Genomic DNA, 23,455 nt, shown 5'->3' with positions numbered 1-23,455 from the left:
ATCAATTCACTTTCTTGTTTGAATCTTCTTCAATCCAAGTCGACATTTTTGCAAAGCTATACCCATCTTTTTGCAACTTTTCAATGATTACTGGTAGAGCTTCAACTGTTTTTGTACCATCTAAAATGTGCATAACAATTACTTTTCCTGGAGCAATCCTACTCATCACACGATTATAAATATCTGAAACGGTAAATTCTAAATTCCAATCGAATGATGCAATATCGTACATAGCAATCGATTTGACACCTGTTGCGGCAATAATTTTCGCTGATTCTTCATTAATAGCACCTTTATTAGGTCTGAAATACAGCAAAGGTTCTTCCTGTATGGCGTATGTTAACGCCTTATGTGCCATCACGACATCCTCTTGTAATTCTTCCGGCGTCATGGTCGTAACATCAAGGTGATTGTAGGAGTGGCTTGCAACCTCATGGCCTCTCTCAACAATTAATCGCGCTAATTGCGGATCCTTTTCCACACCTTTGCCAATTAAAAAGAATGTAGATTGAACATGATACTTATCAAGAACATCCAAAATCTCTTTAAGTCTCTCCTCACTCGCCCAATCATCAAAGGTTAAAGCAACTTCTTTTTTGGAAGTATTTTTACGATAGTACATATTCGGTTTTACATTTTCATAATCCGGATTTACTTTAATAGCATCATAGCCTTCAATTTCCTCTAAGGATTTTACTAAATATTGTTTATCCAAAACGTCCGTTAATGTAGAAAAAACGTATCCTTTTTCTTCGCCCAAATGAGACAATAGTGGAATAACATCAATAATCGCAGGATTAATGTACGTGTTTAAATGAATGATAGATCCACTATCGATAAAGCGATGAATATAATCCATTATTTCTTCAGCACTTTGCATATTTCGATCTTTTGGATTAACGGAAGATCCTACGACTCCCTTCATATTAATGGTTTTAGTTGCTAAACGCATATTGTCCGTTGAATCACCAGAACGACTACGAACGTATTTAGGTGTATACCCTAATTTCTCTTTAAAAACTTCATTCGCTAAATAGATTTCTTTATAAGTTTCTTCATAACTCAAATCAGTCATTTCAGAAAACGTCAATGTTCCATTTTCTACCTCATGACCTTTAGCTAAAATATCCTTCACTAACTCAGGATCTTGTGCCACTCGCGTACCTTCTACGAAAAATGTTGCCTTCATGTTAGATTGATCCAAAGCCTTTAGTAATTTTTGCATTGTTTCATTGTCTGCAAGTCCATTAAAGGTTAAAGCTACCTTTGGAATAAGAATTTTTGCGTGACTATAAAATTCACTCATCGTCCCATCATGTTCCTTTACCTTAACTGCTGAATCAACTGGTTGAACCTGATTAGTTTGAGCAGACGATTGACATCCAGCTAAAAATAAAAGGAATAATAGACTACATATTTTTAGTCGCCTCGCGTTCACAGAACCCCTCCTATAATTTGTAGTATTTTTTATTCTCGAACAAATAATGGGTATTGCGTGTGTCAAAAATTAAAGCAGCGTGTTGATCAATCAATGAATAATCAATAGTTGTATGATTCGTTAAAATGACTACAGCATCTGCTTTTTGAATTATTTCTTTTGTAAGCGAAACGGTGTTAAACATGTAATTACCAACTGTAAATGTATCAATAAATGGATCGATAACTTTTAGACCACACTGCTTGTCCTTTAATTTGTCAATGACATTTAATGCTGGTGATTCTCGATAATCATTAATATTTGGCTTATAGGAAACTCCAATAACTACAATTTCTGCATCATTTATCTCTTTTCCTTGCACATTTAAATAGTTTTCAAGTCTTGCAACTACAAAGTTCGGCATGGAATCATTAATTTTATCTGCGGTCTCAATTAATGTTGCCGCAATACCATGTTGCTGGCCAGCCCATAATAAATATTTAGGGTCTACTGGGATACAATGACCACCTACTCCAGGGCCAGGTGTAAATGGCATAAAACCATAAGGCTTGGTCGAAGCTGCTTCAATTACTTCCCACACATCAATATCCATCTTATAGCAAATCTGACTTAATTCATTGACAAGGGCAATATTAATTTGCCTAAATGTGTTTTCTAGTAACTTTTCCATTTCAGCAACCTTTGGACTTGTTACCGTAAACACCTTTGTACTAATCACCGTTTCATAAAAAAGTTTGGCAACTTCTAAACAAGCTACTGATACTCCGCCAACTACTTTAGGCGTATTCGAAACTGAAAAATTCAAATTTCCAGGGTCCACACGTTCAGGAGAATACGCTAAAAATATATCCTTTCCAATAATAAAGTTACCTTTTTCTAGGATTGGTTGAACTACTTCTTCTGTTGTTCCAGGGTAAGTTGTACTTTCAAGAATAATTAAAGTATTAGAGGATATGTTCTGTGCGATTGCATTAGCTGCATCAACAATATAAGAGATATTAGGTGTTCCATCTGCAGTCGTAGGTGTCGGTACACAAATAATAATGATATCTACATGTTCAAGTTTAGAAAAATCATTTGTCGGGTCAAATTTCTGTTCATTAACGGCTTTCTCTATGATTGTGTTAGACATATCAGCAATATAGCTATCACCGCTTTTTAATTTAGTAATTTTTTCATTGTCTTTATCGAAGCCAATTACCGCAAAGCCTTTATTGACGATTTCCAAGGCTAATGGGAGCCCCACATAACCAAGTCCAACAACTCCAATTGTTGCACTTTTTGTTTTGATTTTATTTGATATAGCTAATTCCCTTGACTCAATTTTTATCCCCATAAACAAATCACTCCTTTGTCTAATATTTTAAAAATTTCAGAGACTACTTTCTACAATTGCTAATTCTTTTACGATTCATTTTTTGCACATGTATCCCTCTCATCTCACATCCATTCCAAGTAATATTATCCCATAATTTGAAATGCGAACTTCTACAATACATATATAGTACTAAATAAAACTAAACATTTTCTATACAATTTCTATTTAAAATGAAAAAATAACTATTTTACCGAAAATTACCCTCCTAACTACATCCACATTTTCTTTCTTTAGAACTATATATTTTCGATAAATCCCTACATAACATGTAATTGTATTAAATTTAACCAAGTAAAAACTGTTATTTTTTTTCACAAAAAATATTTTTACTAGTTTTTAAAAAATAAGTGTTATCTAATTAACTATTAAATCCATAAGAAACGCTTTATTATCACCATTAGCTATTTATCTTGAAAAGTAGCGCTCTCTAATTAATCTTTAAGAGAACTCCAACATATGTTCTTTGAAAAATTGGTTATTATTTTGCAACTAACATCCTAAGCAAAAAAAAATCGCCGTAACAGGCGATTTTTTTTTAGTGATTCTATCGTTCACTCTGATGTTTATTAATTTGTTTTTTTGTTGAAACGATCGACAATCATGGCTAATGCACCATCTCCCGTTACATTTGTAGCTGTACCAAAGCTATCTTGTGCTAAGTACAGTGCGATCATTAGCGCAACCATTGTTTCATCGAAGCCGAGCATTGTTTGCAGTAAACCTATCGCTGCCATGACTCCTCCTCCTGGGACACCTGGTGCAGCAACCATCGTAATACCTAGCATAAAGATAAAGCCGATATATTGTGCAAAACCTATATCCATACCGTTCATCATCATAACACCTAAAGAACAAGTTACGATTGTGATCGTACTACCTGATAAATGAATGGTTGCAAACAATGGGATTGTAAAATTCGTTACTTTTTCTGAAGCTCCCGTTTTTTGTGATTGTCGCAATGTAACCGGAATAGCTGCAGCTGAAGATTGTGTGCCTAATGCTGTAAAATACGCAGGTAGCATAGTTCGAAGTAACATAAGTGGATTTTTCTTATTTAAAGTTCCCGCAGCAGTGTATTGCACTAGCAATATTACCCAATGCATCACAATTACAAGTGCGAAGACAATTGCGAAGACAGAAAATATTTTTGCTACTTGTCCTCCATATGTCATGTTCAAGAAGATCCCGAAAATATGAAATGGTAAAAGTGGAATAATCACAAATGAAATTACCTTTTCAATGATTACATTAAACTCTTCAAAACCACGTTTCATCACATCGCCTTTGATGGCAGTCATACCAATCCCTACGATAAATGCAAAAATTAATGCTGACATCACACCCATTAATGGAGGCATTTCAACTTTAAAGAATGCCTGTGCTAAAAATTCCTCTGGGTTTTTCATGCTTTCCATAGCACCATTTGATATGAAGTTGGGTAACACATTTCGCGCTACCAAAAAGGCGAACATCCCTGCAATGATTGTTGAGAAATAGGCAAAGAATGTTGCCAAGCCTAATAATTTCCCTGAGCCTTTCCCAAGCTGAGCTATGCCCGGAGCAATAAATGCAATAATAATAAGTGGTACAACAAAATTCAAAAAATTACCGAATAAGCCATTAAATGTTGCAAATATACGTACAAATGGCTCTGGCATAAAGCTTCCAAGTATTACCGCTAACAAAATAGCGACAATAATTTTTGCCAATAGACCAAATTTAAACTTCACGATATTGTCCTCCTTAAAAAAACAACTGTCTTTCTCGAATGTATTATTAGTAATTTAACATAAACAGTTGCAAGAATATACAGCTTGCGTAATAGGCGGAATTATAAAATATTTTTCTATTTTCAAACAAAACAGCTCATCACCATAACGTATGGTTAATTTCCGTTCCGACTGGGCACTTTCCTAGGGGCGTCCAGTCTTCACTCCAATCAACTTATCTAAAATTAACAAATGTCATCCATTACTTTTGGGATGAGCCAAAAAAAAAACTTAGAATAGGTAAAAACTCACCTATCCTAAGCCTCCATTTAACTTCTTTCAGCAGAAATCTCCACCTCTATTATAGGTGATGAGATGAATGCGGATTTAAGCTATTTTTCAACGATTATCCAAACACCCGCTGAAATAGAGGAACTCAGTCGTTGCCACTTCCTGTGGCAACGACTGAGTAACCAACATCGTGTTGGCCCAAAGCCTCCGGCGGATGTCACGGAATCGGTAAGGAGTTCAATATAGGATGTTAGCCTAAAACCATCGCATTCATGCGATAACGGCTAACTGACCTGCATCGTGCAGGCCTAAGCACAAAGCCGATTCCGGACGCAATCATGCCGAGGCATAATTGATTAATCTTTAAATAATTTTTGTAAAATATAATATGATTGTTTTAAACGCTCTTCATACTTAGGCGTTTGCCATGGTTCCCATGAATACGCTGAGAGAGCAGGTAAGACATGGTCTTTTGTCTCAGGTAAAGATTTTACAACCTTGCCCTCTTTATCTACAAAGACCGCACCAATATAAATATTATCGACTTTCGTCGAAGCTGTCTCTCCATCTTTATATAAATCTCCCATAAACTCACGCTGGCTTGGATCTTTTGCTTGAATCAGTAGCCAAGGAATTCGTAGCTCAATCACATTATCATCCGTCCACGTGTAGTCTACTAACGAATTATAATCTTTTGCTTTCGGATTAGCATTCCCTTGAAGCAGCTTCCCTGTTTCATAAGAACTAAAATCGGTAGTCCTATTTTGCTCTGGTAAGTACAGCTGTTTATTTAACACATAATAAATCGGTGAAAACTTACCACTATTTTTTGTGGGAACTGCCATACGAGGCGGAATCATATTTAAACTATGACCGTAAAAATAATCATAAAAATCATAGTATTCATCTATGACAACTCGAGAGTCTCCACTTTTATTTAATTCCACCATAAAATCTACGCCATTTGAAAACGTCATGTCTTTTATGGATGTTGCTGAAGTATTCCCTTGATTTGGTACTACATCTAATAAAATACGGGGTGAGGCTTTTTCTAAAACATCACTTTTTAATTTGAGATACAAATATCTTTCATCATAATCGACAGCAAAATCTGTTGAGTCAGAAGGTGAGGTATTGTACATTTGTGTACCTTTCCACTCCTTTGTATCGCCGTCTACTTTTACTTTCAATCGATCAAAGCTTAGTACGCCAAATTGCTGTTCATTCGTTTGTGCATTAGACCAATACGGTCGACGATTTGGATCATCATAATCCATCGTGTTCCACGTCCGCTTAAACCACTCGTCTTGCCATGTAAAGACAAGACCTCCGAGCAAGCCTTCATGCATAATATCTTCATATAAATGTTGAAGCGTTTCACCTTGCTGCTGTTCGGACATATGGCCCTGATTCCATCCATAAACATTTTCATGTGTCATACCACGAGCTGCAGGGATTCCAAACTCCGCAATAAGAACAGGCATACGATGAGCTTCATGTAAGTCTTTTAAATATCCTGCATAACTATTTTTATTGCCCCGGAAATCTTTATAATTTAAATATTTTTGGTCGAAGTTAAAGAAGTCAGGGTAATAAGGATAAACATGATAGGAAGCAAATTGGCCAGGTGCCTGCATCTCACCTTTCGTATAGATGACATTTGGATTTACGCCTACCAAATCTTCATCCTCAGAAGGCTCAGATGGATGGTCTAATAAGTCAGTTGTTACCCAGTTTGTGAAACTCATTGGACGGATCCAATTATATTTATCCTTCTCGTAAACAGTAATAAGATCCATTTGCTCCGCTAACCAATGCTCAAATGGTGCAGCATTTTTCGTTTCAAAGTACTTCCCATTGTAATCGCCTATATTAGCGTGTTTCTCGTTCGTACCAACAACCATATGCGGATACCATTCGATTCCTAGCACCCAGCCTATTATATATTTTGAAACATCCACATCATATAATCCTGAGGCATGTCCTGTTACTGGCTTCACATAAGTATTACCGTGGATAACGTCCACCATTCGCTTCATTTCAAGTTGAAAATCCTCTAAGGTAGCTTCATCATAGGCATCTAATGAATCAACCAAGCCTTCCTCATTAATCCATACACCATGCAATACATACAGTGGTTTATCTGGATTTTCTTCATTGTATTTTGCAAGGGCCCGATAAAAACCTGGCGGGTGTAATGTATAGACACGAATCGTATTGGCATTCATCTCAGCAATTTGACGGAACCATCGATAGTACTCTTCTTCCTTAATAGCAGCCTCGCCAGGGAATGCTCCTGGTTTACCCATACCGATATTAACGCCCTTAAAGACTAGTGGCTCCCATTTCCCATCACGTAAGACTTCAAATGACTCGCCCTTAGTACGTGCGTTATAATTTAATTTGTCATGATTAACGTTTTCTTGAACTTCTTTTTGCTCAAACGTTTCAAAAATTTTATGCATGACTGGTATATAGATCGACCAATAAAATGAACTATCTGCATATTTCTCAGCATATTTATAAATGGTCGGTAATCCCTTTATTTTGTAAAGGGTCGGTACCCGTGACATATCATTGAAGTCTCCAGCAAAATAATAGCTTGTCGTGTAGCGTTTATCCTGTGAAACGATTGCCGCAAATTGCTGTGGAATATCGTTGGCCTCTAATAGTTTTTCCCCTTCTTTTGTTAAGTCCCATTCATAATTAGCTAGAGCATCCTCCGCATATTTAGGTGTGATAATATCAAACCAATAGCCATACTCTGCACGAGCAGAGGTATTAAAGAATTTTTGCCCTTCTTCAGTAAATTGAACCTGGATGCCTTCAGTTTTTACATGCTTGTCCATTTCTAGCACAATGAGCTTTTCTGTTATTTCATTAAATAGAAGAAAGCCTCCGCCCTTGTATGGCCAATTATCACCATGTTCATCGATGACCCATTGTGGAATTTCTTTATTTTTATGATAATCAAGTTCATCAAAATAACGCCCAATCCATCCAGACCATGAAACCCCTAAATAATCCTGTAACTCTTTTCTAACTTCCACTGACGTTGGTGACGCAAATGTATTGTATTCAGCGATCAACATACTTTTCTTGTTGCTTGCTAATCGAGATACAATAGACTGCCATTCATTCATTTCCAAGCCGCCAACAATTTTTTCTGAGCGTTTACCTAGGCGCTTTTTTTCATTTAAATCATCCTTATAAACACCATACGTATCTGCCAAATAAATAACATCATAATTACTATAGTCACTCGGAAACTTTTTTTCTGACACTTTCTTCGTTTTATCATTCGGGATCGTACCATAGTAATTTTTTTGTACATCATACGGATGATCATCAATTGTGTATTTATAATGGTTTAAAAACCAGTTCACACCTAAATGCTCTCGATAAGTTTCATTCGGAACCGTTTTATCTAGAATCGCAACGTTGAGCGGTTTTTCATCGCTGAAATACCACCATGCTATAGGTGTGATCATGAGAATTAGAACGACTATAATTCCTATATATATACGCTTCATACACTTTTCTCCTTTTCACCGATGCCGACACGCTTCATATTACCCCAATCGCTTCTTCTTAGCACAAACCGAATCAATCCCTCACAGCGCCAAAAAAGAGTGAGTGGTCGATACCAGAAAATTTCAGTAAATGCTAAAAGTATCATGCGTAGTAGCTCTCTCGGTCTCGGATAAGTATTCAAGATCCATGCTTCGAATAATATAGAGGCAATTGAAAAAATGACGCCATAAATGACGAAAAGCAGTAACAGGATTATGGCTACTTCATAATAGATTTTCCCTAAGAAAAAGGCCACTACGATATAAATATAACCACCTAGCTCAACTAGTGGTCCTAGGCATTCTACTAGCCAAAAATATGGAAATGAAAGCATGCCGATTAAGCCATATTTTGGATTCAACGTCATCGTCTTATGCTTCCAAAGACTTTCAAATAATCCTTGATGCCAACGTCTACGTTGGTTTCGTAAAACCCCTAATGTCTGAGGTGCTTCAGTCCAGCACACAGGATCTGGAACAAATTCTATACGTTTCTTTTCTTTTTTCTTTCTTATCAAACGGTGAATATTCACGACAAGCTCCATGTCTTCTCCAATAATATTTGTTGAATAACCGCCCGCTTCTACAGCCCATTCCTTCGAAAATACACTAAATGCTCCCGAAATAATAAGCACAAGATTGTATTTACTTAAAGCTATTCGCCCCATTAAAAAGGCTCGCGCATATTCTATTATTTGCATGATGACTAAGTAATTATTTGGTAAGTGTGTTTCAGTAACAGAACCAAGTTGCATTTTCGCTCCATTGGCTATTCGGATATTTCCCCCTGCCGCAATCACTTCGCCATCTGATAAAATAATCGGCTTCATCACACGAAGCAATGACTTTTCATCCAAGATTGAATCACCATCAATAGAGCAGAAGTATGGATATTGAGATACATTAATACCAACATTCAATGCATCTGCCTTACCACCATTTTCTTTATCTACTAAAATACAATTTTTATAGATCTCAGATTCATAAATTTGTTTAACTTGTTTTGTAGGGATATGTGTACGAACAATTTTATCAACGGGCTTCATTCGGAAATGCTCGATAACGGTTTGTAGTGTAGAGTCAGTTGACCCGTCGTTAATAATGATAATTTCCGTTTGTGGATATCGTAAATTCAACAGTGAATAGACTGTGTCTACAACCCCAATCTCTTCATTGTAAGCAGGGACTAATAAGGATACTGGTTTTGAGTAGAAGGCATCTGTATGCGCATCATCATACTCTGAGGGATCTAATTTATAGCGTTTTCGCATAACTAGCATGGCAATAACAAACATTGCGCAATATGAAACAATAACAAATAACATATAAACCAGAATAAATCCACCAAAGAACCACATACAAAAATCTAAAAATACTTTCATTTGTTCCCCTGCTTTCTGACTACTGTTTCCTGTGCCATTTCAATTGCATATTGGTCATTTGAGGACTCCATAAATTGCTGTAATTTTGCAATTCCTTCTCTATTTTCTACAATTGTTTTAGCTGCCTGTGAGCGTACCCACCAATTTTCATCTTGAAGAAGCTGTTCTAAATAAGTGTAGGAATAGTTGAGTGGTACATGATTAAAGATTTTCGCAACCATTAATCTTACTTCCCACATATCTGATGTTACAAACGGAACATAAGGATCGATTTCATCAATTACACCAATTTCATAAAGACCCTTTAATGCTCTTATTTGAATTTCTGGAATCTCATGTGTTAATAGCTGTTTTAACTGATCAATATATTGCATATTTCTTTTGACAGCTGCCGTATCAATTGCAGCAAATTGGATATTTTTTGTCCAGCTATCAAAGTCTTCAAATAATCGAATAAATACGTCATCCTCTAACAATACAAATAATCTTCTATATTCGCTTTCAGAATAATTGATACTCGATTCTTTAATTTTTTCAATAAACAATTCTGGTTGGAAGATAGAGTAAATTTTTAACAGTTGAAAATATTCTCCCTCCGAAATTTTGGTTTTCTCGAATTGTTGACAAGTATCTAATAATGCTTCTATCTGGAAATCAGCAATACGATATAAAGCATTCATCCTTATGCTCCATCGTTTACTGGATAAATCCTTTTCGTAAAACTCTTTTAAATAGAGATTAGAAAACTCTTTTATTTTATGTTCAACTTTTTCATTGATTATATTTTTCAAATAAGATGAAAAGATTATTTCTATAGCTGCTACTTGAGCTCTTCCGCGGGGAACAAGCACTATAGAAAAAATTTCATCATTGATTAAATAGTTGTACCAATGCTGTGAATATTTTTGTAAAAAAGTATCACGCACTTCGGTAAAACGAATTTCTCGATGACGCTGAACAAGTATATAGATCGTAAATAAAAATAGAACTACTAATAAAACAACGATGACCGTTAAAAGAAAAGAAATCGATAGTTGTATCATAGCCAGAACCTCGCAAAAGTACGCTTAATTTTTGCTTCTAACAAACGTAAATTAAATGGTTTTACGATATATTCATCGACGCCACCTTCATATGCATTAAGTGTTGCACCCTCTGAGTTTCGTTCTGACATCATATAAATAATGAACTTTTTCTCATTCGGCATTTCTCGCAAAATGTGCAAAATTTCTAAGCCATTTTTACGTGGTAAAATGTCGTTCATCACAACTAAATGCATATGGCCTGTTTTATAGTTATCGGACTGTAAAAAACTATAGCCATCTTCATAGGTTGACACGTCTAAAGTATAATGAGGAATGTCTAAATTTTTGAGCGTCGTATCTAGCACTTTTCTAAAGATTTCATTTTGTTCAATAATGCTAACCTTTACTTGCTCCGTTGGTTGTACACGATAATCTGTAACCTGTTCTACTGACCAAGTCGGCTGTTCGTCATCAGCTAGTTTGTGCTTATTTTTATCTAACAATGTTTCAAAGTCAACGCTATTATTTCTTATTTCAGTAACGGAAGCTTTTAACGCTATTTGTTGAAATTCCCTTTCTTGCGTTAGAATTGCGAAAATCCGTTTTAAAAACGCCTTTACCTCTACCTCACTACTTTGCAGAAAAAATATTCCCCAATGCATGCCATCTGCTAGTTGAAAAAGTAAATCAGTTTTTCGTATTTTTGATTTTAGAAAAGCTGAAATTTGATGATTCACTTGATTACGTTCTATATCCGTTCCTTGTGAGGAATTCGCTACTTTAAAAAAGACTGCAGTCATTGTTAAACGTGAACGAATAACACTCTCACGCAAAATTTCAAAATAACCCTTCACCTCATGCTCCTGCATGATATCTTCTGCAATGATTAATTTATTCATTGATGTTCACCCCAGTTGATGGAAGAAGCATTTTAATACTCCTTCATTATTTTTCTATCATTTTTTTGATTTATAAACCCAACAACTATAGTAATAAAGATGACTAAACAATTGCTATACAAAATTTTTGGTAAATCGATCACTTTTAAAATATTATTATATTTTTGCTACAAACTACAGGATAATACCTTTTCTGATAAAAAGTTATATTTTTCTGATAAAAGACAACCTTTTATAAATAAGAAGAAAGGGTATGTAAGCTTTATCACTTACATACCCTTTCAGACTACAAAAAACACTATTTTATTTCAGCTTGTCGACTGAGGAATCGTTGATTTTTCACGGAGAGTGGCGACTCCTGCAAGATCAGCTTGTGCTGAAAGCCTGATTAAAGCCAAGCCTCGGAGTGAAAATCAGCTTTTGTTTATTGATACATGATGCCAAGATAAAAAGGGTATGTAAGCTTTATACATACCCTTTTTGATAAATTTCAAATTATTTAACTGGGACAACTGAGCCTTTCCATTCTTCAATAATGAAGTCTTGGATTTCTTTAGATTTTAATACTTCTATTAATTTTTTAATTTCTGGTTTTGTTTCATCACCAGCACGTACAGCGATAATATTTACATAAGGAGATTCTTTATCTTCAAGAGAAATTGCATCTTTCAATGGATTTATGCCGTTATCGATTGCAAAGTTCGAGTTGATCAGAACCGCATCACCTTCATTATTTTCATACATTTGTACAAGCATTTCAGGCGCTGTATTTGCATCGAATTTGAAGTTTTTAGGGTTTTCTGCGATATCTTTTATTTCTGCTGCTGTTTTATCAACACCATCTTTTAATTTAATTAAGCCCTTAGCTTCTAACAATGAAAGCATACGACCGTGGTCTGAAACTGAGCTAGAAAGTAAAATTGTTGCACCTTTTGGTAGATCCTCAAGAGATTTATATTTTTTAGAGTAAATTCCGATTGGTTCAATGTGAATGGCACCAGCATTTACAAAGTCATAGCCATTTTCTTTCATGCTAAGCTCTAAGTAAGGTAGATGTTGGAAATAGTTTGCATCAAGGTCACCTGATTCTAAATGTTGGTTTGGTAATACATAGTCTTGATACGTTTCAATTTTAAGATCGATACCTTCTTTTGCTAAAATAGGTTTTGCTTTTTCCAAAATAATCGCATGAGGCGTATTAGAAGCACCTATTGTTAATGTTACATTTTCTTTATTGTCTGATTTATCACCAGATGATGCGTTTGAGTTTGTATCTTCTTTTTTACCAGCACCACAAGCAGCTAAAACTAGTACTAATACTGATAAAAATAATCCTGCTAATAATTTCTTCATTTTCTTGCACTCCCTTTTATCTTGTTTAAAGTATGTTAGCGGTATAAAACCGAAATAACCTCTCTGATGTCGTAGCGAGATGCGCTTTTTTGTAATTAGCGCCTTTTTAGCGTTTATCTGTTTTGGCTGTAATGAAGTCGCCAATCCATTGAATAATAAATACTACTATTAAGATTAATATAGTTGCCATTAATGTTACATCTGTGCGATTACGTTGGAAACCATCTAAGAATGCTAAGTTTCCTAGACCACCTGCACCGATAATACCTGCCATCGCAGTATAACCAACAAGTGCTACAGCCGTTACAGTAAGACCAGAAATAAGCGCTGGTAACGCTTCTGGAATTAATACTTTCCAAATGATTGTTGACGTTTTGGCACCCATTGAACGAGCCGCTTCAATCACACCTTTATCGATTTCACGCAAGGAGATTAATACCATTCGTGCATAGAATGGTGCAGCTCCGATAATTAGTGCTGGTAAAGCCGCATCTGCACCACGAATTGTGCCGAGTAAAAATTTTGTAAATGGAATTAATAAGATAATCAAAACGATAAATGGAATCGAACGGAAAATGTTAACGATTGAACCTGTTAAAAAGTTCACCAGTTTATTGGCCCATAGCTGGTTTGGACTTGATAAAAATAATAAGATCCCAATCACTAATCCAAGTATAAATGTGATAACCGTAGAGATTGTTGTCATGTACAACGTTTCATACGTAGCGTCCCACATTTTTTCCCAGTCGACATTCGGAAAGAGACTAGTTAGCATTGGCAATCACCTCCGTTTGTACTTCGACTGTATGCAAGTAGCTAAGTGCAGCAGCAACATTCGCCTCTGTGCCATCAATTTGCACAATAAGTGTACCGTACGCGCCGTTTTTCGTTTGTGAAATATTACCATGAACAATACTTACTTCTACATCAAACTGTTTCACAAGATGTGAAATGATCGGCTGCTCTGTTTTTTCTCCTACAAAGATTAGCTTAACAAGTTGTCCATCAGGGTAATTTACTTTAATTTGTGCCACAGTTTCCTGTGTTTCCTTCGTATCTGTAATTTGAGAAACGAATTTTTTTGTAATGGCCGCTTGTGGAGCTTGGAATACTTGTAACACTTCACCACGCTCTACAATTTCTCCAGCTTCCATAACCGCTACACGATGGCAAATTTTGCGAATAACGTGCATTTCATGTGTGATTAACACAATCGTTAAACCTAATCGTTCATTAATATCGACAAGTAAATCTAGAATAGCATCTGTTGTCTCCGGATCGAGTGCGGATGTTGCCTCATCACATAACAATACCTCTGGATTATTAGCAAGTGCACGAGCGATGCCTACACGTTGCTTTTGTCCACCTGATAGTTGTGATGGATACGCATTAGCGCGTCCGTCTAAGCCAACTAGTGTGATCAATTCTTTCACACGCGCTTCACGTTTTGCCTTTGGCACACCAGCGATTTCTAGTGGGAAAGCAATGTTCTCCGCGACAGTTCTAGACCAAAGTAAATTGAAATGTTGGAAAATCATACTGACCTTTTGTCTAGCATCTCTGAGCTTCTGCCCCTTTATGGATGAAAATTCTTGATTGTTAACCGTTACCGTACCAGATGTAGGCTTTTCTAAACCGTTTAACAAGCGAATCATTGTACTTTTACCAGCGCCACTATAGCCGATAATGCCAAAAATTTCACCTTTATTAATAGAAAGGTTGACGTCTTTAACTGCTGTTAATTCGCCATTTGCGGTTTTGTATTTCTTCGTAATATTTTGAAGATTGATCATAGCGAATTCTCCTTTTCTCATATCAATTATGCCTCGGCATAATTGCGTCCGGAATCGGCTTTGTGCTTGCACAAAGAACTCCTTTCCGATTCCGTGACATCCGCCGGAGGCTTTAGGCCTGCAGGATGTTGGTCACTCAGTCGTGTGTTGTTGTTGTTGCTGTCGCTTCGCTTTCGCACAGATAAATTGCCACAGGACGTGGTGTTCTTAGACTGAGTTCCTCTATTTCAGCAGGTTTTGGACACCCGCTGAAAGAAAAAACCCCTTCACTTATAGACAAGTAGAAGGGGTCACGTAACTAATACGTTAAACCGTTCTCTCATCTTTCAAAGATAAAATCTTTGGGTGATTTGGCACCTTTTCACTTTGTGATGGTTGCCGGGCTTCATAGGGCACTTCCCTCCGCCGCTCTTTATAAGAGTTCGATATATTTATTGTTTTTTTAATATATTTGTTACTTTACCACGCGATTAATATTCAGTCAATTAATTTTTCAACAATTCGTATAAATATGGTACCGATTGAAAGGCATAAACCTTTTCTGTCACTTCTCCGCCTTCACAGACGAGCAAACATGGTACACTTTCGATTTTAAGATCATAAGCTATTTGCTCTATAAAATTAATATTCGCTTTACCGACCTGTAGCTGTGGCAGCAATTGCTCAACAACCGTCATCATTTTCGATGCAACTGCACACGTTCCACACATTGGCGTATATAAATAAAAGGCAGCCTTTTCACCGGACTGCACAGCCGCGTCCCACTGCTCTTTTGACCATTCTTCCATCTTTTTTCACGCAACCTTACAAAATATATTCATTATGGATTGAGAAATGTGCACGAAGCAAAATCGCCGCTAACACCTTCCTCGGAGTTGTCTCAACTTCCTTATATGTTGGCATTGTACGTAAATGCTCAGCCTCTGGATAATGTCTGTCCATTAATGCTCGTAGCTTTTCACCCGATGTATCTGCATCAAAAAATGTATAAAGCTCACAGCCCTCATATGGATCGAGTAACTCTTCTAATTGATGCACACCAATTGTACCATTCGTACAAAGTATTTTAACATTTTCATTTAAAATAGGTTCAATTTGAAGCTTATCCGAACGGCCTTCGACAATTAAGCATTTCCCCTCGAACATCACGCCACCCCCGTTTAGACATATCCCTTATCATTCATTATATCAATAAATCTTGTCGTTGATACTGTTAGACACCTATTGATAAGAGATATACTTGCATTCATCCTCATTAACTGTAATGGGGATGAATGCAGATAATAAAAAACGTCGGTAGATTCCGACGTTTTTCTATTACAGGCTTGTCTTATAAGCTTGTCTTATTCTGCAATCATTTCATCGTATTGCTCAGCTGTCATAAGCTTTTCAATTTCTGATGCATCAGCAGGCTCTACAACGACCATCCATGCTTTTTCATATGGTGATTCATTAACGAATTCTGGGCTATCTTCTAAATCTGCATTTACTTCAACTACTGTACCTGAGATTGGTGCGTATAATTCAGAAACTGTTTTTACAGATTCTACGCTACCGAATGGATCATCAGTTTTGATTTCGTCGCCAACTTGTGGAAGCTCAACGAAAACGATATCTCCAAGTTCAGATTGTGCGAAATGAGAAATACCGATACGTACTTTTCCATCTTCTACTTTAACCCATTCGTGCTCTTCAGAGTAACGTAAGTCTTTAGGTGTATTCATGCAAAAACCCCTCCATAAATATGTAATATATTCATTTTCAGTGTGCCATACTTCTTCCATAAAAACAAGATGAAAAGAGGTTATTTCCAAGCTTGCTCAAAATCTGATTCTTTAAACCCTAAAGTAACTTTTTTTCCATCGGTTACAATCGGACGTTTAATCAACATACCATCTGATGCAAGCAGTTCAAGTTGCTCCTCTTCAGTCATTTCAGCAAGTTTATCCTTCAAGCCAAGCTCGCGATATTTCATACCAGAAGTATTGAAAAATTTCTTTAACGGTTGTCCACTTGCATGCCATAAGTTTGATAATTCGTCCTTTGTAGGCGGTTGTTCGACAATGTGTACCTCTTCGTATGAAATTCCATTGTCATTTAGCCATTTTTGAGCTTTTTTACAAGTAGTACATTTCGGATAATGAATAAATTGAATCGTCATTTATAGGCTCCTCTACTATCATTTTAGGACACTACATTTTCAGTGTCTCACTCATTTTCTGTAGTATACCATCATAACCGTTACGAACCAAAATGAAACTCTTCAAGCCAAAGCGTGGGGTTGATTTCCGTTCCGGCTGGGCGCTTTCCTGGGGGCGTCCGATGAGCCGCTTCACTCGCGTTGCTCGCTCCAGGGTCTCATCTGTGACGCTGATCCCCAAGGAGTCGCCCAGCCTCCACTCCAATCAACCAATTCATACAGCTTGTATTCTCTTACATGTTTCTCTGATTTTGAGTAATAAAATCAAACTTTAGCAACCAGTTTTTTTGGTGCGAAAGCAAAGCGTCAGCCGCAACAGATGTACAATTGCCGTCGCTATTCTGATTGATTATGATGAGTAGCCATAGCGTTCTCCTTTGACATACATAAAATTTATTAAAGTTCTACGATATTGTTGATTGGAGTGGAAGGCTACTCGACTCCCGTGGAAAAGCGAGACAGTCGAGACCCTGAGGCCAACACGATGTTGGTCACGAAGGCGTTGTCACAGGACGTGACGCACTTAGCCTTCGTTCCTTTAGCGAAGGAAGCGGCTCGACGCTCGCCCACAGGAAAGCGAGTAGCCTGGAACGGAAATCACCCCCTCATTTTGCAAGAGCTATACTTTTATTTCCAACAAAAAAACCTAGCTATCACATCTCGGATAGCTAGGTAAATTTGCTATATTAAACTATATATTTTTCTGCTTCAATTAATTTAACAGAAGCTTCACGTTTCTTCGCGATTAAGTTGTATGGATTGTTGCGAGTTAATTTACGTAGCGCAGACAATGTCATACGTGCAGCGTCTCCGTCTGCTGAAGCAAGAATCGTATCTTTTGCTTCTTTTTCAATTTCTGCAAATGCTTCTTGGCAGAAGATTTGAGTGTACAGTAATTTTTGATGCGCTTTTTCAGCACCGTCACGAGCAATCGCTTTTTCAGTACGCAACACAGCAGATTCCATAGCAAATAGTTGGTTTGCGATATTCGCAATCTTCACTAATACTTCTTGCTCTTGATCAAGCTTCGCACCGTAGCGTTGTGCTGCTAAACCTGCTGCCAATACAGCAATCTTCTTCGCATTTTTCACAAGATATTTTTCCTGTGCTAACGGCTCTGTGCCTACTTCCTCAGGCATTAGCATAAGAAGTTCTTGCTGTAAATTTTGAGCGACTTTTAGTAATGGCAATTCGCCTTTTATTGCCTTTTTCATAAATGTACCTGGTACAATCATGCGGTTAATTTCATTTGTACCTTCAAAAATACGATTAATACGAGAATCACGGTAAATACGTTCTACTTCGTATTCAGCCATAAAGCCGTAACCACCATGTAATTGAAGCGCTTCATCTGCAATATAATCTAAAGTCTCAGAACCAAATACTTTAGCAATAGAACATTCAATAGCATACTCAGCAATTGCACCAGCAATCACTTTTCCTTGCTTTTGCTCTTCTGGGCTTAGCTGATTTAAGCGGTCCTCAAATAAACCTACTGTTCGATAATTTAATGACTCAGACGCATATAATTGTGAAGCCATTGTCGATAATTTTTCTTTTGTTAGATTGAAATCAGACAGCTTCGTTTTAAATTGCTGACGTTGGTTTGTGTATTGAATGGCAAGCTCTAATGCACGCTTCGAGCCACCAATTGTTCCAACACCTAATTTATAGCGACCGATATTTAAAATATTAAAGGCAATAACGTGTCCGCGACCTACTTCACCTAATAGGTTTTCTACAGGTACTTCTGCATCTTCAAGTATTAATGTACGTGTCGATGAAGATTTGATCCCCATTTTTTTCTCTTCTGCGCCAACTGAAACGCCATTGAAGGCACGCTCTACGATAAATGCCGTGAATTTATCGCCATCGATTTTAGCATAGACAACAAATACATCTGCAAAGCCTGCATTTGTAATCCATTGCTTTTCACCATTTAAAATATAATGTGTCCCTGCATCATTTAATTTTGCAGTTGTTTTTGCACCTAATGCATCAGAACCTGACCCTGGCTCAGTTAATGCGTAAGCAGCAATTAATTCACCTGACGCAAGCTTTGGTAAATACTTTTGCTTTTGCTCTTCATTTCCGAAAAGTACGATTGGTAAAGAACCAATACCTACGTGTGCACCATGCGTAATAGAGAAGCCACCAGCAACTGACATTTTTTCTGCGATTAAAGCAGAAGAAACTTTGTCTAATCCTAGACCCTCATATTCTTCAGGTACATCTGCGCTTAGTAAGCCGAGTTCACCTGCACTTTTAAGTAGACGAACCGAATGCTCAAATTCATGGTGTTCTAAATTTTCAACGACTGGTAACACTTCATTTGCTACATACTCTTCAGTAGTTTTAGCAATCATTTTATGCTCATCTGTGAAATCTTCTGGTGTAAATACACGATCTAATTCCACATCTTCAATAATAAATCCGCCGCCTTTGATGAAATCCGTTGTTTTTTCTGTCATTCTAAATTCCTCCCTATATATCTATTGTTAGTAGCTTTTATCCCCAATGTATAGAAAAGCTTGAAGCACTGTGTTCGGAGGCAACCGGAAACGCTGCACTCCAAGCTGATCTAGCAAAAATTATAGAATTTCAAATACTCCTGCAGCACCCATTCCGCCGCCAATACACATTGTCACGACGCCATATTTCTTACCTTGACGCTTCAATTCATGAATAAGCTTTAATGTTAAAATGGCTCCAGTTGCACCAAGTGGGTGACCTACGGCAATTGCTCCACCATTGACATTTACTTTATTTTGGTCGATGCCTAAATGACGTACGACCTGTAAGGATTGTGACGCAAATGCTTCGTTAATTTCCCATAAATCAATGTCATCAATTGCTAACCCCGCAATTTCAAGTGCTTTAGGTACTGCCACGATTGGTCCAATACCCATCACCTCAGGAGGTACACCACCAACTGCAAAGCCTAAAAACTTCGCCATTGGTGTAAGCCCTTGCTTTTCTGCTTCCTCACGATCCATTACTAGTACTGCCGCTGCACCGTCCGAAGTTTGAGAGGCATTACCAGCTGTAACACTGCCCTTAACATGGAAGGCTGGACGAAGCTTCGCTAAACCTTCTACAGATGTACCTGGACGTACACCTTCATCCATGCTAAACGTGAACTTTTTCACCTGTGGTTTGTTGTTATCATCTACATAATGCTGCTCCACTTCGATTGGTACGATTTCATCATTGAATTTACCTTCTTTAATCGCTTTTTCTGCAAGCTCATGTGAACGCACAGCAAATGCATCCTGATCTTCTCTACTTACATTGTATTGACGTGCCACTTCCTCCGCTGTATGCCCCATCCCCATATAATATTGTGGAGCAGTTTCCGCTAGCGTTGGATTTAAGCGAGGTGTATTACCTACCATTGGCACCATACTCATCGACTCGACTCCACCAGCAAGAATCGCCTTAGAATGTCCTAGCATAATACGCTCTGCTGCAAAAGCGATTGCTTGTAAACCTGATGAACAGAATCTATTAATTGTCAGCGCTGGTGTTGTATCTGGTAACCCGGCAAGCGCTCCTATATTACGTGCTACGTTCATGCCTTGCTCAGCTTCAGGCATTGCACATCCTAAAATTAAATCGTCAATCGGACCTTCATAGCCTGCTCTTTTTAATGTTTCTTTGACAACAACCGCTCCAAAATCATCTGGTCTAACTGTTGCTAAAGAACCCTTTTTTGCTTTTCCAATCGGAGTTCGTGCTCCTGCTACAATAACGGCTTCACGCATCGTATTAATCCCCCTTTGTTTCATGTGCAAGTATGGTTAATTCAGTCTTAAAATTAGTTACTAGTTACGCAGTGGTTTTCCCTTTAAAAGCATGTGCTGCATTCTTTGTTGAGATAATGGATCTGCCACTAAGCTTAGGAACGCCTCACGCTCTAGGTTTAATAGGTACTGTTCATCTACTAATGTGCCATATGGAACTTTACCACCAGCAATGACATACGCTAATTTTTTAGCGATTTTTAAATCGTGTTCACTAATATAGCCTGATTCAAACATTCCTTGCGCACCGATTAGTAGCGTACCGTAGCCTGATGCACCGACTACAGGAACTTTCGCAGGTACAGGCGGTAAATAGCCTGCCTCATAAAGCGCTAGTGCAGCTTGTTTTGCATCATATAGTTGGTGATCTGAGTTAACAGATATCCCGTCAGCAAAGTTTAAGAAGTTATTTTCACGTGCTTCTTCACCAGATGTCGAAACTTTCGCCATCGCAATCGATTCAAATACTTTATTAGCAATATGTTGATAGTCTACCTCAACGCCATTTGGTAACCCTTTAAGGAATTTTTGGTAAAGTGCTTTATTACCGCCTCCGCCAGGAATTAATCCTACGCCGACTTCGACTAAGCCCATATACGTTTCCATTGTTGCTTGAATATGAGAAGCTGGTAAGCAAACCTCTGCTCCTCCACCAAGTGTCATAGCAAAAGGCGCTGCCACAACAGGCTTGCGAGAGTATTTAATCTTTTGCATCGCATCTTGGAATGCTTTAATAACGAAATCTAGCTCAAAAATATTATCATCCTGTGCTTCTACTAAAATCATTCCTAGATTAGCACCAACACAGAAGTTTTTCCCTTGGTTACCGATGACTAAGCCTTTATAGTTAGCTTCTACTTCATCGACTGCAAAGTTAATCATTTGAATAATGTCCAAGCCAATTGCATTTGATTGGGAATGGAATTCTAGTAATGCAATTCCATCACCTATATCTATTAAACTAGCACCTGTATTTGATTTAATAACACCGTGCTTTTTCTTATAACGTTTTAAGTTAATTTCCTTTTCATTGACTGGCACTTTTACATATTCAGAGCCATTATAATACGCTAGGTCACCGTCAATGTCCGAATAGAAAGTTTCAAGACCGCTTGCTAACATATCTTTTACAAATGCCGGCACTTCACGACCCTCTGCCTCCATTTTAGCTACGGACTCTTTGACGCCAATTGCATCCCATATTTCAAATGGACCTTGCTGCCAACCGAAGCCCCATTTCATAGCATTGTCAATGGCAACAATATCATCAGCAATTTCACCGTGTAGCTGTGCAGAGTAAATGAGTGTCGGAGCGAAAATACCCCATAATAACTCTCCTGTACGATCTTTTGCATATGTTAATGCTTTCACTTTATTTGCTAATCCACGAGTTTGTTTTGCCATTTCGATAGAAGGTGTTTTTAACTTTTTAGCTGGGCTATACTCTAGTGTGTTTGGATCAATTTCAAGGATCTCTTTACCTTGCTTTAAGAAGAACCCTTGACCTGATTTTGCCCCTAACCAGCCGTTTGTGACCATTTTCTGTAGGAATTCTGGTACTGCAAATACTTGCTGCTCTTCACCAGTTGTTTGATCATAAACGTTTTTCGCTACATGGATAAATGTATCTAAACCAACAACATCCAACGTTCGGAAGGTTGCAGATTTTGGACGACCGATTAGTGGACCTGTTACAGAATCCACCTCACCAACCGAATAGCTACCCTTCATCATTTCTTGTAAAGTAATTAGTAAACCGTACGTTCCGATACGGTTGGCAATGAAGTTCGGTGTATCCTTAGCAAGTACGACGCCCTTTCCAAGCACATCTTCGCCAAATGTTTTCATAAAGCTTACAACCTCTGGCGCTGTTGTGTTCGCCGGAATGACTTCAAGTAATTTTAAATAGCGTGGCGGATTGAAAAAGTGAGTTCCTAGGAAATGCTTTTGGAAATCTTCTGAACGCCCTTCTGCCATTGCATTAATACTTATGCCAGATGTGTTTGAACTAATAATTGTGCCGGGCTTACGTACAGCATCAACTTTTTCATATAGGTTTTGTTTAATCGCTAAATTTTCAACAACAACTTCAATAATCCAATCTACATCTTTTAATTTCTCTAGATCGTCCTCAAAGTTACCAACCGATAGTAGTGATAAATTTTTCTTAGAAGTAAGTGGTGCTGGCTTTTGCTTTAATAACTTTTGAAGAGCTCCGTTGACGATACGATTTCTTACAGCAGGATGCTCTAAGGAAAGACCTTTCGCTTCTTCCTCTTTCGTTAGTTCCTTCGGCGCAATGTCTAATAATAATGTTGGAATACCGATGTTTGCTAAATGTGCTGCAATTCCAGAGCCCATTACCCCTGAACCTAGAACAGCTGCTTTTTTAATGTTGTACGTCACAAGCAATTCCCCCTTATTCTCCCATTGAATGAATAGCCATTCATTTTTTGACCAAAAAAATATCAAGTTTGCCTTAGCGTATTTTTGTCCAGATAATTTTAGGCATAATCTGTGACATACGACTGAGGCTTATCTCCGTCCAGCTACCATTGTAGTTTTTGAGGTAAATATTTCCGCTGAATGAAGATAAAACTACTTTTTCTGTT

19 protein-coding genes and 1 riboswitch are annotated in these 23,455 nt (G+C 37.5%); all 19 genes read right to left on the bottom strand.

Features of this window, described 5'->3' with window-relative positions; genetic code table 11:
* Position 1: 1 nt before the first annotated feature.
* The 19 genes from ACFCYJ_RS14655 to ACFCYJ_RS14565 all read right to left on the bottom strand — a co-directional run bounded on the left by ACFCYJ_RS14655 (position 2) and on the right by ACFCYJ_RS14565 (position 23,249).
* Complete coding sequence (locus tag ACFCYJ_RS14655) at positions 2-1,438, bottom strand: polysaccharide deacetylase family protein (RefSeq protein ID WP_376074674.1); 1,437 nt, start codon at positions 1,436-1,438, stop codon at positions 2-4.
* Positions 1,439-1,448: 10 nt separating this feature from the next.
* A complete protein-coding gene (locus ACFCYJ_RS14650; RefSeq protein WP_376074673.1) occupies positions 1,449-2,774 on the bottom strand; it encodes a nucleotide sugar dehydrogenase in 1,326 nt (441 codons plus the stop codon).
* Between the two features lie 608 nt (positions 2,775-3,382).
* Positions 3,383-4,546, bottom strand: coding sequence for a dicarboxylate/amino acid:cation symporter (locus ACFCYJ_RS14645; RefSeq protein ID WP_376074672.1), 1,164 nt, complete (start codon positions 4,544-4,546; stop codon positions 3,383-3,385).
* 626 nt (positions 4,547-5,172) lie between these two features.
* Positions 5,173-8,349, bottom strand: a complete 3,177-nt coding sequence (locus ACFCYJ_RS14640) for a hypothetical protein (protein WP_376074671.1) — start codon at positions 8,347-8,349, stop codon at positions 5,173-5,175.
* Positions 8,346-9,770: a glycosyltransferase family 2 protein gene (locus ACFCYJ_RS14635; protein ID WP_376074670.1), complete on the bottom strand. Its 1,425-nt coding sequence runs from the start codon at positions 9,768-9,770 to the stop codon at positions 8,346-8,348. Before ACFCYJ_RS14635 ends, ACFCYJ_RS14640 begins: the two co-directional genes overlap by 4 nt.
* Positions 9,767-10,813: a HEAT repeat domain-containing protein gene (locus ACFCYJ_RS14630; protein WP_376074669.1), complete on the bottom strand. Its 1,047-nt coding sequence runs from the start codon at positions 10,811-10,813 to the stop codon at positions 9,767-9,769. The genes ACFCYJ_RS14635 and ACFCYJ_RS14630 overlap by 4 nt, the downstream gene beginning before the upstream one ends.
* The gene (locus ACFCYJ_RS14625; protein WP_376074668.1) at positions 10,810-11,694 is read right to left on the bottom strand and encodes a response regulator; all 885 of its coding nucleotides are present in this window, start codon (positions 11,692-11,694) and stop codon (positions 10,810-10,812) included. Before ACFCYJ_RS14625 ends, ACFCYJ_RS14630 begins: the two co-directional genes overlap by 4 nt.
* 495 nt (positions 11,695-12,189) lie before the next feature.
* Positions 12,190-13,047 (bottom strand): MetQ/NlpA family ABC transporter substrate-binding protein, encoded by an 858-nt coding sequence (locus ACFCYJ_RS14620; RefSeq protein WP_376074667.1) that lies wholly within the window; start codon positions 13,045-13,047, stop codon positions 12,190-12,192.
* Positions 13,048-13,153: 106 nt separating this feature from the next.
* Entirely contained in the window at positions 13,154-13,822 is a 669-nt protein-coding gene (locus tag ACFCYJ_RS14615; protein WP_376074666.1) for a methionine ABC transporter permease, read from the bottom strand.
* Positions 13,812-14,840, bottom strand: a complete 1,029-nt coding sequence (locus ACFCYJ_RS14610) for a methionine ABC transporter ATP-binding protein (RefSeq protein ID WP_376074665.1) — start codon at positions 14,838-14,840, stop codon at positions 13,812-13,814. The genes ACFCYJ_RS14615 and ACFCYJ_RS14610 overlap by 11 nt, the downstream gene beginning before the upstream one ends.
* A gap of 136 nt (positions 14,841-14,976) precedes the next feature.
* Positions 14,977-15,120 (bottom strand): hypothetical protein, encoded by a 144-nt coding sequence (locus ACFCYJ_RS14605; RefSeq protein WP_376074664.1) that lies wholly within the window; start codon positions 15,118-15,120, stop codon positions 14,977-14,979.
* A 36-nt stretch (positions 15,121-15,156) separates the two neighbouring features.
* Positions 15,157-15,261, bottom strand: a riboswitch (SAM riboswitch).
* Positions 15,262-15,325: 64 nt separating this feature from the next.
* Positions 15,326-15,628 (bottom strand): thioredoxin family protein, encoded by a 303-nt coding sequence (locus ACFCYJ_RS14600; RefSeq protein WP_376074663.1) that lies wholly within the window; start codon positions 15,626-15,628, stop codon positions 15,326-15,328.
* A 16-nt stretch (positions 15,629-15,644) separates the two neighbouring features.
* Complete coding sequence (locus ACFCYJ_RS14595) at positions 15,645-15,986, bottom strand: toprim domain-containing protein (RefSeq protein ID WP_376074662.1); 342 nt, start codon at positions 15,984-15,986, stop codon at positions 15,645-15,647.
* A gap of 197 nt (positions 15,987-16,183) precedes the next feature.
* Positions 16,184-16,564, bottom strand: coding sequence for a glycine cleavage system protein GcvH (gene gcvH, locus ACFCYJ_RS14590; RefSeq protein WP_376074661.1), 381 nt, complete (start codon positions 16,562-16,564; stop codon positions 16,184-16,186).
* 80 nt (positions 16,565-16,644) lie between these two features.
* Positions 16,645-17,001: an arsenate reductase family protein gene (locus ACFCYJ_RS14585; RefSeq protein ID WP_376074660.1), complete on the bottom strand. Its 357-nt coding sequence runs from the start codon at positions 16,999-17,001 to the stop codon at positions 16,645-16,647.
* Between the two features lie 31 nt (positions 17,002-17,032).
* Positions 17,033-17,221 (bottom strand): hypothetical protein, encoded by a 189-nt coding sequence (locus tag ACFCYJ_RS14580; RefSeq protein ID WP_376074658.1) that lies wholly within the window; start codon positions 17,219-17,221, stop codon positions 17,033-17,035.
* A gap of 505 nt (positions 17,222-17,726) precedes the next feature.
* Positions 17,727-19,511, bottom strand: coding sequence for an acyl-CoA dehydrogenase family protein (locus ACFCYJ_RS14575; protein ID WP_376074657.1), 1,785 nt, complete (start codon positions 19,509-19,511; stop codon positions 17,727-17,729).
* Between the two features lie 120 nt (positions 19,512-19,631).
* The gene (locus tag ACFCYJ_RS14570; RefSeq protein WP_132361843.1) at positions 19,632-20,804 is read right to left on the bottom strand and encodes an acetyl-CoA C-acetyltransferase; all 1,173 of its coding nucleotides are present in this window, start codon (positions 20,802-20,804) and stop codon (positions 19,632-19,634) included.
* A gap of 60 nt (positions 20,805-20,864) precedes the next feature.
* On the bottom strand, positions 20,865-23,249 hold the full coding sequence (locus ACFCYJ_RS14565; RefSeq protein ID WP_376074656.1) for a 3-hydroxyacyl-CoA dehydrogenase/enoyl-CoA hydratase family protein: 2,385 nt from the start codon (positions 23,247-23,249) through the stop codon (positions 20,865-20,867).
* Positions 23,250-23,455: the final 206 nt, after the last annotated feature.

The organism is Lysinibacillus sp. NPDC056232 (assembly GCF_042267565.1).
GTDB lineage: Bacteria > Bacillota > Bacilli > Bacillales_A > Planococcaceae > Lysinibacillus.
Note: the sequence above shows the minus strand (reverse complement) of the source record. Positions and strands in the feature narration are given on the sequence as shown.

Excerpts from the sequence above, each read along its gene's own strand:
- ACFCYJ_RS14650 (WP_376074673.1), bottom strand. The coding sequence starts at position 2,774 with ATGGGGATAAAAATTGAGTCAAGGGAATTAGCTATATCAAATAAAATC.
- ACFCYJ_RS14640 (WP_376074671.1), bottom strand. The coding sequence starts at position 8,349 with ATGAAGCGTATATATATAGGAATTATAGTCGTTCTAATTCTCATGATC.
- ACFCYJ_RS14635 (WP_376074670.1), bottom strand. The coding sequence starts at position 9,770 with ATGAAAGTATTTTTAGATTTTTGTATGTGGTTCTTTGGTGGATTTATT.
- ACFCYJ_RS14630 (WP_376074669.1), bottom strand. The coding sequence starts at position 10,813 with ATGATACAACTATCGATTTCTTTTCTTTTAACGGTCATCGTTGTTTTA.
- ACFCYJ_RS14625 (WP_376074668.1), bottom strand. The coding sequence starts at position 11,694 with ATGAATAAATTAATCATTGCAGAAGATATCATGCAGGAGCATGAGGTG.
- ACFCYJ_RS14620 (WP_376074667.1), bottom strand. The coding sequence starts at position 13,047 with ATGAAGAAATTATTAGCAGGATTATTTTTATCAGTATTAGTACTAGTT.
- ACFCYJ_RS14615 (WP_376074666.1), bottom strand. The coding sequence starts at position 13,822 with ATGCTAACTAGTCTCTTTCCGAATGTCGACTGGGAAAAAATGTGGGAC.
- ACFCYJ_RS14610 (WP_376074665.1), bottom strand. The coding sequence starts at position 14,840 with ATGATCAATCTTCAAAATATTACGAAGAAATACAAAACCGCAAATGGC.
- ACFCYJ_RS14600 (WP_376074663.1), bottom strand. The coding sequence starts at position 15,628 with ATGGAAGAATGGTCAAAAGAGCAGTGGGACGCGGCTGTGCAGTCCGGT.
- ACFCYJ_RS14595 (WP_376074662.1), bottom strand. The coding sequence starts at position 15,986 with ATGTTCGAGGGGAAATGCTTAATTGTCGAAGGCCGTTCGGATAAGCTT.
- gcvH (WP_376074661.1), bottom strand. The coding sequence starts at position 16,564 with ATGAATACACCTAAAGACTTACGTTACTCTGAAGAGCACGAATGGGTT.
- ACFCYJ_RS14585 (WP_376074660.1), bottom strand. The coding sequence starts at position 17,001 with ATGACGATTCAATTTATTCATTATCCGAAATGTACTACTTGTAAAAAA.
- ACFCYJ_RS14575 (WP_376074657.1), bottom strand. The coding sequence starts at position 19,511 with ATGACAGAAAAAACAACGGATTTCATCAAAGGCGGCGGATTTATTATT.
- ACFCYJ_RS14570 (WP_132361843.1), bottom strand. The coding sequence starts at position 20,804 with ATGCGTGAAGCCGTTATTGTAGCAGGAGCACGAACTCCGATTGGAAAA.